Annotated in this window: 9 protein-coding genes; 7 read left to right on the top strand and 2 right to left on the bottom strand. The window is 69.1% G+C overall.

What is annotated here, in order from left to right; translation table 11 throughout:
• Window positions 1–78: 78 nt before the first annotated feature.
• Window positions 79–2,121: an NAD(+) synthase gene (locus tag QE389_RS11725; protein ID WP_307367491.1), complete on the bottom strand. Its 2,043-nt coding sequence runs from the start codon at window positions 2,119–2,121 to the stop codon at window positions 79–81.
• On the opposite strand from QE389_RS11725, the gene QE389_RS11720 reads away from it, so the two are divergent.
• From QE389_RS11720 to QE389_RS11695, 6 genes are all read left to right on the top strand, one after another.
• Window positions 2,090–2,707 (top strand): hypothetical protein, encoded by a 618-nt coding sequence (locus QE389_RS11720; RefSeq protein WP_307367489.1) that lies wholly within the window; start codon window positions 2,090–2,092, stop codon window positions 2,705–2,707. The genes QE389_RS11725 and QE389_RS11720 overlap by 32 nt on opposite strands.
• 382 nt (window positions 2,708–3,089) lie before the next feature.
• Entirely contained in the window at window positions 3,090–4,025 is a 936-nt protein-coding gene (gene ftsY, locus QE389_RS11715) for a signal recognition particle-docking protein FtsY (RefSeq protein WP_307367487.1), read from the top strand.
• A 1-nt stretch (window position 4,026) separates the two neighbouring features.
• Window positions 4,027–4,650: an inner membrane-spanning protein YciB gene (locus tag QE389_RS11710; RefSeq protein ID WP_307367485.1), complete on the top strand. Its 624-nt coding sequence runs from the start codon at window positions 4,027–4,029 to the stop codon at window positions 4,648–4,650.
• A 104-nt stretch (window positions 4,651–4,754) separates the two neighbouring features.
• Window positions 4,755–5,381, top strand: coding sequence for a MarR family winged helix-turn-helix transcriptional regulator (locus tag QE389_RS11705; RefSeq protein ID WP_307367483.1), 627 nt, complete (start codon window positions 4,755–4,757; stop codon window positions 5,379–5,381).
• A 177-nt stretch (window positions 5,382–5,558) separates the two neighbouring features.
• Complete coding sequence (locus QE389_RS11700; protein ID WP_307367481.1) at window positions 5,559–5,924, top strand: TadE/TadG family type IV pilus assembly protein; 366 nt, start codon at window positions 5,559–5,561, stop codon at window positions 5,922–5,924.
• On the top strand, window positions 5,924–7,585 hold the full coding sequence (locus tag QE389_RS11695; protein ID WP_307367479.1) for a TadG family pilus assembly protein: 1,662 nt from the start codon (window positions 5,924–5,926) through the stop codon (window positions 7,583–7,585). Before QE389_RS11700 ends, QE389_RS11695 begins: the two co-directional genes overlap by 1 nt.
• 27 nt (window positions 7,586–7,612) lie before the next feature.
• Here QE389_RS11695 and QE389_RS11690 read toward each other — a convergent pair whose 3' ends face one another.
• Window positions 7,613–8,893: a M23 family metallopeptidase gene (locus QE389_RS11690; protein WP_307367477.1), complete on the bottom strand. Its 1,281-nt coding sequence runs from the start codon at window positions 8,891–8,893 to the stop codon at window positions 7,613–7,615.
• 499 nt (window positions 8,894–9,392) lie between these two features.
• Between QE389_RS11690 and QE389_RS11685 the strand changes: the two genes are divergently transcribed.
• The gene (locus QE389_RS11685; RefSeq protein ID WP_307367476.1) at window positions 9,393–12,530 is read left to right on the top strand and encodes a YdbH domain-containing protein; all 3,138 of its coding nucleotides are present in this window, start codon (window positions 9,393–9,395) and stop codon (window positions 12,528–12,530) included.
• Window positions 12,531–12,540: the final 10 nt, after the last annotated feature.

Below are 12,540 nucleotides of genomic sequence, written 5' to 3'. Positions count from 1 at the left end.
GCGGTACGGGTACGAAACCCCTCCGTCACGGCGCTGAAGAAGCGCCGCGCCTCCTCCCCGCCGAGCGGGGAAGAGACACTAATCCGGCACCTTCTCTTCCAACTCGTCCAGCCAGACCCGCGCATTGCCGTCCGAAGGCGCGCGCCAGTCGCCGCGCGGCGACAGGGACCCGCCCGTCACCACCTTGGGTCCGTTCGGCAGGGCCGACCGCTTGAACTGGGCGGTCTGGAAGAAGCGCACCAGGAACTTGCGCAACCAGCCCTTGATGGTCGCCAGGTCGTAGTCGACCTTCTCCCCTTCGGGCGTGTTCGCCGGCCAGTCGCCCGCGCCCGCGTCGCCCCAGGCTTGATGCGCCAGGAAGGCGACCTTGGACGGCTTCAGGCCGAAACGGCTGAGGTAGAACAGGAAGAAGTCGTTCAACGCATAGGGGCCGACCGTCCCCTCGGTCGATTGGATCACGCCGTCCCTGGCCGGGACCAATTCGGGTGAAATCTCCGTATCCAGAATGGCGTGCAGCGTCGGCGTCGCCTCGCCCCCCACCAGTTCTCGCTCCGCCACCCAGCGGATCAGGTGGCGGATCAGTGTCTTCGCCACCCCGCCGTTGACGTTGTAGTGGCTCATATGGTCGCCGACGCCATAGGTGGCCCAGCCCAGCGCCAGTTCCGACAGGTCCCCGGTCCCCAGGACGAACGCCTTGTTCTGGTTCGCCAGCCGGAACAGATAGTCGGTCCGCAAGCCCGCCTGCACGTTCTCGAAGGTGATGTCGTGGACCGGCTGGCCGTCGGCGTAGGGGTGGCCGATGTCCCTGAACATCTGTTCGGCGGCGGGGCGAATGTCGATCTCGGCGCCCGTGACGCCCAGCGCGGTCATCAGGGCCCAGGCGTTGGATTTCGTCCCTTCCGAGGTCGCAAACCCCGGCATGGTGAAGCCCAGGATATGGGTGCGCGGCAGCCCCAGCCGGTCGAAGGCGCGGCACGCGACCAGCAGGGCCTGGGTCGAATCCAGCCCGCCCGACACCCCTATGACCAACGACTTCGCCCCCGTCGCCGTCATCCGACGCATCAGCCCCTGCACCTGGATGTTGAACGCCTCGAAACAGTCCTGATCCAGCCGCCCGGCGTCGTCAGGCACGAAGGGGAACCGATCCAGCGGTCGGATCAGTTCGCTGGCCTCATGGTCCTGTCGCGCCATGAAGGGCACGACCGTCGCCGCCTCGCCCTCGTTTCTCGCGCATTCGGCGAAGGTGCCGTTCCGCAGGCGGTCCAGCCCGATCCGGTCCACGTCCACGTCAGCGATCGTCAGATGGCTGTCGGTCGCGAACCGCTCGCCCTCGGCCAGCTTGGACCCCAGTTCGTGGATCGTCGCCTGACCGTCCCAAGCGAGGTCGGTGGTGCTCTCGCCCCAGCCCGAGGCGGCGAAGACATAGGCCGACAGGGTGCGCGCTGACTGGCTGGCGCTCAGCATCGCCCGCTCGTCCGCCTTGCCGATGACGATGTTGGACGCCGACAGGTTCAGCAGGATGCGCGCGCCTGCCAGGGCCGCGCGGGTCGAGGGGGGCAGCGGCGCCCAATAGTCCTCGCAGATCTCCGCCGCGAAGACGAAGCCGGGCCGGTTGACCGCCTCGAACACCAGGCCGGGCGCGAAATCCACCGTCTCGCCGTTCAGCCGGATCACGTCCTCGGTCCGCGCCGGCGCCGGGGCGAACCAGCGTTTTTCGTAATATTCCCGGTAGTTGGGCAGATAGGTCTTGGGAACCACGCCCAGCACCTGGCCCCCGCCCAGCACCACGGCGCAGTTGAACAGGGAGTCCCCCTGCCTCAGCGGCGCCCCGATCACGGCGACCAGCCCCGAGTCCTCGGTCGCCCCAGCCAGAACCGCGATCTGCCGTTCCACCTCGTCCAGCAGGGCCGCCTGCATGTGCAGGTCGTCGATCGCATAGGCCGACAACGACAGCTCGGGAAAGACCATCAGGTCCACGCCCTGCTCCCCGGCCTGGCGGACCAGGTCCAGATGCCCGGCCGCATTGGCCTTGGGATCGCCGACATGCACCACCGGACTGGCCGTCGCCACGCGCACGAAGCCGTGCGTCTTGGGCGAGAAGAAGGGGTGGCTCTCGGTCATCGCATCGTCCGCATCACCCGGCGCGCGCCGGTCGACCTTCTATAGCGGTGAATGGCGTGGAGCGGGAATGGTTCGGGAAGCGGACGCGGCGAAGTTCGGCAAGGGGTGGGAAGGCGACGTTGGCTCAGCGGCAGCAGCAGTGCACAATGACCATATGAACAGCGCATCTGGTCACAGAGGTCTTCGAACTAACGTAACTGCCTTGGCTGTTGCGATCCTTGCGTTGGCCGTTGTGATCGAGGCGACCGCCGGCTTTCGGCTAGGAGAAGTGCAGGGCAGCATCGCAGAACTGGGCGTTGCCATAGCGATGATCGCGGCCAGCGTGTTGATTTTCGCCCAGTTTGGACGATCCCGACGGCTTCTCTCCGCCTTGGCCGCTTTCGGCTCTGTGGTGATACTTTGGGCTGTGAATGCTGCATTCAGCACTTCGCTCGACGTGGCACATGGCGGAGCCTACCGGTGGAGTGGAACTCGCGTCATGGTGCTTACGCTGTTCGTCGGCCCCATCATTGGCTTTGTAGCCGCGATATTGACGTTCGGATTCTCTCACCTGTCTGCGTTTAACTCAGCAGCCCCAAAGCGGTAGCGGAAGAAGTCCGCTTTGGGTCGGAAGGCGAAGTTGGCTTTTCGGCGGGCTGCGGACACCGTGGACTCCACGCCCTCAGGCGCAACCAGCCCCATCCCGGCCCCGTCGCCAAATTCGCCTCCCACGCCCCAAGAATTTCAACCGCTTGATGCGCCACAGCCGCAATCGATGCGGCGCCGCTTCCGCCTGGGTTAGACTGACCCGCCCGACGGACCAGCGGCGACGAAAGGCGCGAAATCGGACTAATCGGACTAATCGGACTGTTCGGACTCCGTTTTTCAAGTCCGATCCGGAACCCTTCGCCGGGCCGGGGCGGTTCGCCCTGGTCCGCCTCCACGCGAATGCGGATGACGTCCGCCCTCGCCGCCGCTAAAGCCATTGCATGACCGATACGCCGAAAAAGGGCTGGTTCCAGCGCCTGTCGCAGGGGCTGTCCCGCTCGTCCAAGCAGATGACCGACCAGGTCGTCGCCACCTTCGTCAAGGAGCCCCTGTCCGAGGCGTCGCTGGAGCAGCTGGAGGAGCATCTGCTGGAAAGCGATCTCGGCCCGGCCGCCTCCGCCCGCATCGTCGAGCGGTTTCGCGGCCTGAAGTTCGGCAAGGACGCGCCCGAGCGCGAGGTCAAGGAGGCCCTGGCCGAGGCCGTCGCCGCCGAACTGTCGCCGCGCCAGGCGACCTTCGATCCGCTGAACGGCCCCAAACCCTATGTCGTCCTGTTCGTCGGGGTGAACGGCTCGGGCAAGACCACGACCCTGGGCAAGATCGCCGCCGACCTGACCGGCAAGGGCGCCAGGGTGATGATCGTCGCCGGCGACACCTTCCGCGCCGCCGCCCGCGAACAGCTGAAGGTCTGGGCCGACCGCGCCGGCGCCCATTTCGAAAGCCGCCGCGACGGCGCCGACGCGGCCGGCCTGGCCTTCGACGCCTATCAAAAGGCCAAGGCCGAAGGGTTCGACGTCGTTTTGATCGACACGGCCGGCCGGTTGCAGAACAAGTCCGCCCTGATGGACGAATTGCTCAAGATCGTGCGGGTGCTGAAGAAGGTCGACCCCGAGGCGCCGCACGACACCCTGCTGGTGCTGGACGCCACCGTGGGCAGGAACGCCCTGGCCCAGGAACAGATCTTCGGCCGCACCGCCTTCGTCACCGGCGTGGTGATGACCAAGCTGGACGGCACGGCGCGCGGCGGCGTGCTGGTGCCCGTGGCCCAGGCGTCCGACGCCCCCCTGATGCTGATCGGCGTGGGCGAGGGGGTGGAGGACCTGCAACCATTCGACGCCCGCGCCTTCTCGCGCTCCCTGGTGGGACTGGAGGACTGACATGACCCAACCGCCCGCACGCCAAGCCTCCGGCATTCGCCAGGCCGTCGATTTCGGCGCCCTTCTGGCCTTCATGGCCGCCTATGGGGTCAATCGCCTCGCGCGCGGCCTGGACGGGCAGGAGGCCCTGGTCCAGGCGACCTGGGTGCTGGTCGGCGCGTCCCTGATCGCGCTGATCGTCGGCTATGGGGTTGAACGGCGGCTGGCGCCGCTGCCCCTGCTGACCGGCGGCTTCGCCCTGATCTTCGGCGTCCTGACCATCCTGTTCCACGACCCGGACCTGCTGAAGATCAAGCTGTCGATCCAGAACGGCCTTCTGGCCGTGGTGCTGCTCGGCTCCCTGCCGCTGCGCCGCTATCCGTTCAAATATCTGCTGGGCGAGGCGCTCCGCATCACCGACGCGGGCTGGCGCGGTCTCACCCTGCGCTACGGCCTCTATTTCGCGGCCGTCTGCATCGTCAATGAAGTGATCTGGCGCACCCAGTCGGACGACACATGGGTGGCCTTCCGCGGCGGCCTGTGGATCGCCTCGGCCGTCTTCGGCGTCTGGCAGGTCTTCTTCATCATGAAGCATCTGATCAAGGACGACGACCCCGCGCCCGTCTCGCCCGACACCGGCCTCTGATCGGGTCGTCTCCAGGGCAAGTGTCGCAGAACGGACATGCATTCCGCGTCAAATCTTAAAGCGCCGATGGTACGCCTTCGGACGAAACTCAGGCGAGGCGCTTCATGGTGAAGACGGACGGAAAAGGCGGGCCCAAGCCCGGCAAGACGGCGCGGCGCGTCGGCCCCTTGGGCGCTTCGCCCAGCCATCTGATGCACCGCGCCCTTCAACTGGCGCAGGACATCTACGCTGAGGAATGCGGCGCCGACGGCCTGACCCAACGCCAGTTCGCCGTGCTGGAGGCCGCCTCGCTGAAGGCCGGCCTGACCCAGACCGAACTGGTGCGGATGACCGGCATCGACCGCTCGACCCTCGCCGATCTGGTCACGCGCATGACGGCCAAGGGGCTGTTGGAGCGGGAACGCTCGACCCTGGACGCTCGCGCCAAGGCCGTGCGCCTGTCACCCGAGGGCGCCGCCCGGCTGGAAGCCGCCCGCCCCCGAGTGGAGGCGGCCGACAAGCGTATCCTGGCCCTGTTGCCCAAGGGTCAGCGGGAGATCTTCCTGGCCCAGTTGGCCGAGCTGGCCGCCGCCGCCGACGCCGCGCCCGACGCCGCCAAGGCCCAGGCCAAGGCCGAGAAGAAGGCGCTGAAACTGGCCGAGAAAGAGATCAAGAAGGCCGAAAAGGCCGCCAAGAAGGCCGACCGTCCCGCCAAGACCAAACGCCCCAAACTGAAGGTCGTCGGCGTCTAGGCGCCGCCCGCGACGGCGCAGCCTGCAACGGCAACGAACTCTTAACCCCGCAAATATACAACCTTGGCGAGTAGTTTGCGAGGTTGCATCATGGTGCGCCGCCCCTTCTCTCGTTCGCCGCGCCCCCGGCGCCACGAGGTTCGACCCTCTCCGCCCCCGCGCGAGGGCGCTGCGGCCGTGGAGTTCGCCCTGGTGGGGCCCATTCTGGTGGCGCTGCTGATCGGCATCGTCGTCTATGGCGGCTGGTTCCTGATGGCCCAGTCGGTTCAGTCCCTGGCGTCCGAGGGGGCGCGGGCGGCGGTCGGGGGACTGGACGCGGTCGAGCGGGAGCGTCTGGCCCGCGCCGAAGTCGCCGAGGCCGTTAAGGGCCTGCCGCTTGACGCCGCCAACACCCGTGTCCGCGTGGTCGAGGACGCAGGCAGGCTGCGGCTGGTGGTGATCTATGACGCCAGCCGCCACCCGCTGATGCTGCTGGGCGAGGTGATCCCCCGCCCGCCCGCCGTCATCGAACGCTCGGCCGTCATCCGCGTGGGAGACGACTGATGCGGCGCGGCCCGAAGGCCCGGCTGGTCGCTTACATGGCCGCCTGGCGAGGCGACCGGCGCGGGGCGGTCGCGGTCACGGCGGCGGCGGCCAGCGCCCTGCTGTGCGTGGCGACCGCCGTGACCATCGACCTGGGCGTCCTGACGCTGCACACGCGCAAGCTTCAGGGGGCGACGGACCTGGCGGCCCTGTCGGCGGCGCGCGATCTGGCCCAGGCCGACGCGCGGGCGCTGGAAACGGTCCGGGCCAATATGGCCCCGGAAACGCCGGCCGAGGTGACGACGACGCTGGGCGTCTATACGCCGGATCGGGCCCTGGAGCGCGACCGGCGGTTCGTCGCCGGAGGCGCGACGCCCAACGCCGTGCGGGTCGAGGCGACCAGCCCCGCCCCCCTGTTCTTCAGCCGCCTGTTGCTGGGACGCGAGCGCCTGCTGGTGTCGCGCCGCGCCACGGCGGCGGCGGCCGAGACGCCCAAGGCGATGTTCAGCCTGGGCTCGCGGCTGGCGGCCCTGGACGGCGGCCTGGCCAACCAGTTGCTGAGCGGCCTTACGGGCAGTCAGGTGTCGCTGAAGCTGATGGACTATCAGCGGCTGGTCGATCTCGACGTCAATCTGCTGGGCTTCACCGACGCCTTGGCCGCCGAACTGGCGCTTCAGGCAGGCGATTACGACCGCCTTCTGGACACGCGGCTGGACGCCGGGCGGACGCTGAAGGTGCTGGACCGCCTGTCCGGCGGACGCGATGGCGGGGCCCTGGGCAAGCTGACGGGCGCGGCGACGGGGCTGACGCTGCGGCTGGGCGATCTGATCGGCGTCGACGCCCAGGCGCCGGACGGGGTGCGCGAGGGGTTGGACGCCACGGTCTCGGCCCTGGACCTCGTCACGGCCCTGTTGGAAACGGCGGCGGGAGAGCGGCAGATCGCGCTGAACCTGGACGCGCCGGCCGGCCTTGCAGACCTGAACGCCAGCCTGGCGATCGGGGAGCGACCGAACCGTTCACCCTGGCTGACGGTCACGGCGAACGGCCAGCCGGTCATCCGCACGGCGCAGGCGCGGCTCTATCTGCGCGCACGCACGGCCCAGACCCTGTCGGGCCTGGCGCAGGTCGATCTGCCGATCCTGATCGAACTGGCCGGGTCGGAGGCGCGGCTGCAGCGGCTGAGCTGTCGCCCCGGCCGATCCGTGGAGATCGGCGTGCGTCCCGGCCTGGCCCGCGCCTTCGTCGGCGAGATCGACATCCGAAGACTGGGGGATTTCAAGACCGCACTGTCGCCGCGCCCGGCGACCCTGGTTTCAGTGCTGGGGCTTGGCGCCGTCACGGCCAGGGCCGACATCGAAGCGGCAGACACAGGGTTTCGGCCCCTGACCTTCGACGCGGCGGACATCGCCGGGCAGCGAACCCGCACGGCGACATCGCGCAACTTCGTTTCGGGCCTGGCGGTCAGCCTGCTGCAACGGCTGGAGGTCACGGCGGCGGGTTTGAACCTGGGCGGCCTCACCCGCGCCCTGGGTCAGCTTCTGACGCCGCTGGGGCCGGTGCTGGACGGCGCGATCACCCCGGTCCTGGATCTTCTGGGTCTGAAGTTCGGGCAGGCGGACGTGACGGTCCACGGCCTGTCGTGCCCGGCGGAAGGACGAACCCCGCCACGCCTGGTGGGCTGAGGCGGGGCGGTCGATCCTTTACGGCGGTCAGCCCTGAGCGGGGCGCAGACCGTCGGCCGAGGCTTGCTGGACGGCCGGGCGCTTCTGGCCGCCCGAAGCGATGATGCGGTCGATGCGGGCCTTCTCGGCGCGGAAGGCGGCCAGATCGGCGCCGGCCAGTTCGGTGCCTTCCTGGGTGCGGACGCCGGCCGGGTTGATCCGCTGGCCGCCGCGCCAGATTTCATAGTGAAGGTGCGGCCCGGTGGAGGCGCCGGTCGAACCGACATAGGCGACGATCTGGCCCTGGCTGACCCGCTGGCCGGCGCGGATGCCCGAGCCGTAGCGCGACAGGTGGCCATAGCCGCTTTCCAGACCGTTGTTGTGGCGAATGCGCAGCCAGTTGCCGTAACCGCCCCAGCGACGGGCCTCGACCACCACGCCATCGGCGGGCGCCACGACCGGCGTGCCCGTGGTGGCGGCGAAGTCGATGCCCTGGTGCATCTTGCGATAGCCCGAGATCGGATGGGTGCGGAAACCGAAGCCGGACGACACCCGGCGGAAGTTCTGCAGCGGCGTGCGCATCATGGCCGAGCGCAGGTTCTTGCCGTTGGCGTCGAAAAACTGGGCTTCCTTGGCGCCCGCCGGTTTGAAGCGATAGAAGGTCACGCCGCGCAGTTCGGCGTACATCAGGTCGCCCACGCTGACGGTGCGGCCGCCCTCGGTGGTCTCGCGGTCGAAGACCATGGTGAATTCGTCGCTGGCCCGGATGTCGCGCTGCATGTCGAACTTGGTGGCGAACAGGCGGCTGGCGGCGCGGACGATGGAGGCCGTGGCCCCCATCTCACGGGCGCTGGACGACAGGGAGCCCTCGACGTCGCCCTTCAGCACCACCGTCTCGTGCGTCACCTTCTCTTCCAGCGACCGCAGGCGCAGGGCGCCGTCGAAGCTGCGCGACACGGTCAGTTGCGAGGCCGGGCCGGTGCGCATGGTCAGGCCGATCAGGCGGGCGTCGCCCCGGCCGTCGCGCGGTTTGGCGATGGCGGTCTCGAACTTCAGACCGGCGCTCAGGTCGGCGAGGTCGAAGGCGTTGGCGACGGTGGCGGCGACGGCGCTGGCCTCTTCGCGGGTCACGCCGGTGCGCATCACAGCCTGTTCGAAGGTTTCGCCGGGACGGATCTGGACGTGGACGGCTTCGGGCGCCGTCAGACCGGCGGGCGCGTTGGCCGCCGCAAACGCCTTGGCCTCCATCGCCGCCATCTGGTCGGACGACAGAGCCGGAACTTCTTCGGCCTGAGCGGGTTGATAGGCTCTGCCAGCGATCAAAGCCACCGAGATCGCAGCTGCGGCCGTCAGACAGTGAGGGGCCAGGCGCATCGGTTGGCGGCGAGGATCGAACTGAGCCATAGGTCCCAATCGTTCTGCGACGCCCGGGGCGCCAGAGCATATTTAGCCATGGATCGCGTCGGCGAGCAGGACGCGAAGGCATGGGCTATAAACCGCTTGCTCCATTTTGGGAAGATGGACGGTTACAAACGGTTAACGGGCGTGAATCCTGACGGTGCGGGAGAGTGTCCGTCTTAAGTAAAGACGACAATGATTGCCGCGAGCGACTCGCGCTTCGCCCTTATGTCGCCCAGCTTCACTGGAACATGGGCCGCAGCCGGTCTTTTCGATCACCGCGCTTTAATCTTGTGCTCACGCCTGGGGGTGCGATGCTGATCCGGCGACCTTTTCCGAATCGACGCGACCTCTGCGCTTGACCGAAACCCCGGCTCCCAAAACCGCCCCCGCCCGATCACGCGCGGCCCGCTTCGCCCGGACGGCGGGCGTGGCTCTGCTGGTCGTCGCGCTGGTCGCGGCGCTGCTGATCGCGGCGCTGTATCTGAACCGCCGGGCGGCGGCGCGCAGCCTGCTGGTCGGCTGGCTGGACGAGCGCGGCGTGCCGGCCGATGTCGAAGTCGAACGGATCGAACTGGACGGGTTCGTCGGCCGAATCCGCATCGGCGATCCGCGCAATCCCGATGTGACGGTCGAGCGGGTCGAGGTCGATTACACTGTCGGCCTGCCGTGGTCGCGGACGGGCCTGGGGGTCACGCCCAGCCGTATCCGCCTGGTCCGGCCCGTGGTGCGCGCCAGTTGGAAGGGCGGCAAGCTGTCGCTGGGGTCGCTGGACCCGCTGCTGAAGGAGTTCACCGGCAAGCCCCCGCGGCCGGATTCCCGCGCGCCCCTGGTCTTGGTCGAGGGCGGCCGGGCGCGACTGGAGACTGAATACGGGCCTGTTCAGTTGCTGGGCGACGCCCGGCTGGAAGACGGCAAGCTGATGCGGTTGGCCGCGCGGGCGCCTTCCGCCGACCTGAAGAGCGGCGACATCGCGGCCCAGCGGCTGGGCGCGACCATCGATCTGAAGACGGTGGGCGATCGAGCGGCGGTCACGATCCAGGCCCAGGCTCAAGGTTTCGATACTCCGACCCTGAACGGGCGCGAGACGCGGCTGACCCTGATCGGCGACCTGCCCTATCCCGACCTGAAGACCCGGCGCGGGGACGGCCACGCGGTGCTGGATCTTCGTCTGAACGGGGCGGCTCTTGGATTTGGAGCGACCCAGGCCCAGAACGCCGACCTGAGCGCGCGCTTCGACGGAACCACCCAGGGCTGGATCGAGACCTTCCGCATCGTCGGCGTCACCCGCCTGGCCCTGAAGGCCGCGTGGATCGAAGGGCCGAGCCTGAACGCGACCGGCGTGACGGCGACGGCCGACGGCGGCCGCCTGACCGCCGCGCGCGACGACGCCGTGCGCTGGAGCCTGGACACGCCGATGCGCCTGACGGCGAGCGCGGGCCGGGCGGGCGAGACGCGGGTGGCAGGTCTGTCTCTTCGGTCGGACGGCCTGTCGCTGGGCGGGCGCGACGCCGCCTTCGAGGCCAGCGGCCCGGTGGCGGTCGCTTTCGACCGTTTCGGCTTCGGCGACCTGACGCTGAAGCGCGGCGGCGGAACGCTGGACCTGGACGTGGTGCAGGATCAGGCGACCCGTATTTCGGTCGAAGCGGGGCTGTCGGCCGAAGACGGCGCCTGGCCCCTGTTCGGCCCGCTCGGCGCGGACGAGGCGGCGGAGCTGAAAGCCATGAAGCAGGCGCTGGGCGCCTTTGCCCTGCAGGCGCCGTCGATCCGGTTCATGACGGGCACAGGCGGCACGCGCGTCAGCCTGCCTCGGCCGGTGGTGCTGCGCCCTGCGAACGGCGGCGTGCTGACCGTGGCCCAGGCGGGCGACGGCGTCTATCAGGCCGAGCCCGGCCGCCTGGGCGGAGGCGCTCTGAAGCTGGCGGCCACGCGCGGTCAGGGCCTGCCGGAACTGGACGTGGCCGTGCCGGAATGGCGGCTGACAGACGGCGGGTTCGAGGCCCGGCTGGACGGCCGCGCCAGGCTCGATTTCGACCTGGCGCGCGGCATCGACGCCCGCACGCGCGGGGTCCTGGCCCTGACCGACGGGCGGTTGACCTATGTGGCCCAGGACTGCGCCGACCTGACGGTCGAGCGGCTGGAGCTGGACGAAAACGACATCCACCAGGTCGCCGGCAAGCTGTGTCCGGAAACGGCGCCCCTGCTGTTGTCCACGGATGGCGGCTGGCGGGTCGTGGGCGGTTTCAGGGACGTGTCGGCCCAGGCGCCCTTCCTGGGCGTGCGCTTCGCCCAGGCCGAGGGTCGGGTGACGGTGGACGGCGCGCCTGCGGGCGTCGGCCTGACGGCGACGGTGGCGGACGCCCGCATCGTCGACGCCCTGGAGCCCAAACGGTTCGAACCCCTGACCGCCAAGGGCCAGGCGACCCTGGCCCGCGAAGTCTGGAGCGGCGCTTTCGACCTGGGCGGCGCGGGACCGGCGGCGGGCGCGGCCCTGGGACGCATGACCCTGACCCATGATGGACGCACCGGCGCAGGCGGGGTCGCAATCGACGTGCCGGGCGTGACCTTCGCCGAACACGGCCTGCAGCCCTGGATGCTGAGCCCCCTGGCCAACGACTTCGTCAAATCGCCCGCCGCGGGCTCGGTCCGTTTCGGCGGTCGCTTCGACTGGACCAAGGACGCCGAGCCGACATCCAGCGGCCGACTGACCGTGCCCGGCCTGGACTTCGTCAGCCCCGCCGGGCCGGTGAAGGGACTGAAGGGCGATGTCGAACTGACCAGCCTGACACCCCTGATCACCGCGCCGAACCAACATCTGACGGTCGACAGCCTGGAGGTCGGCGCCAAGGCCACGGCCCTGAACCTGACCTTCGGCATCGAGGCCGGCGGCTTCCGCGTCAACGGCGCCCAGCTGACGGCGGGCGGCGGCGTGATCTCGATCGAGCCCCTGCTGGTGCCGCTGGACGCGACCCAGGCCTACAGCGGCGTGATCGTGCTGGACCGGGTCCAGCTGGGCGATCTGGTCAAGGACATGGGCTTCGACGACAAGGTGCTGCTGGACGCCGTGGTGTCGGGCCGCCTGCCCTTCACCATGAACCCAGAGACGGGGCTGAAGATCACGGCCGGCAGTCTGGCGGCGGTTCAACCGGGCCGCCTGTCGATCAAGCGCGAGGTCCTGACCGACGTGAACGCCGGCGGCGGCGCGGCCGAGGCCCCGCCCGGCGTGGTCGAGGACCTGGCCTTCCAGGCGATGGAGAACCTGTCGTTCGATCAGCTCAGCGCCGACGTGAACAGCCTGGACGGCGGGCGGATTTCTGTCCTGTTCCATATTCGCGGCCGCCACACGCCGCCGCAGCGGCAGGAGCTGCGTCTGACCCTGGCCGAGCTGATCAGCCGCCAGTTTCTGAACCACACCCTGCCCCTGCCGTCAGGCACCCAGATCGACCTGACGCTGGACACCACGCTGAACGCCAACCAGCTGATCTCGGACATCATGGCGGTCAATCGCGCCAGACAGGGCCAGCAGGCGGCGCCCCCTTCTTCGACAGGCGAGAAAACCGAACCATGAGCGGCGCCAT

Source organism: Brevundimonas sp. SORGH_AS_0993 (assembly GCF_030818545.1).
Taxonomy (GTDB): domain Bacteria; phylum Pseudomonadota; class Alphaproteobacteria; order Caulobacterales; family Caulobacteraceae; genus Brevundimonas.
This window is presented reverse-complemented; position numbering and strand designations above follow the sequence as displayed.

What these genes read in the sequence shown, in the direction of transcription:
- QE389_RS11710 (WP_307367485.1), top strand. Translation starts at nt 4,027, where the DNA reads ATGACCCAACCGCCCGCACGCCAAGCCTCCGGCATTCGCCAGGCCGTC.
- QE389_RS11725 (WP_307367491.1), bottom strand. Translation starts at nt 2,121, where the DNA reads ATGACCGAGAGCCACCCCTTCTTCTCGCCCAAGACGCACGGCTTCGTG.
- ftsY (WP_307367487.1), top strand. Translation starts at nt 3,090, where the DNA reads ATGACCGATACGCCGAAAAAGGGCTGGTTCCAGCGCCTGTCGCAGGGG.
- QE389_RS11705 (WP_307367483.1), top strand. Translation starts at nt 4,755, where the DNA reads ATGGTGAAGACGGACGGAAAAGGCGGGCCCAAGCCCGGCAAGACGGCG.
- QE389_RS11695 (WP_307367479.1), top strand. Translation starts at nt 5,924, where the DNA reads ATGCGGCGCGGCCCGAAGGCCCGGCTGGTCGCTTACATGGCCGCCTGG.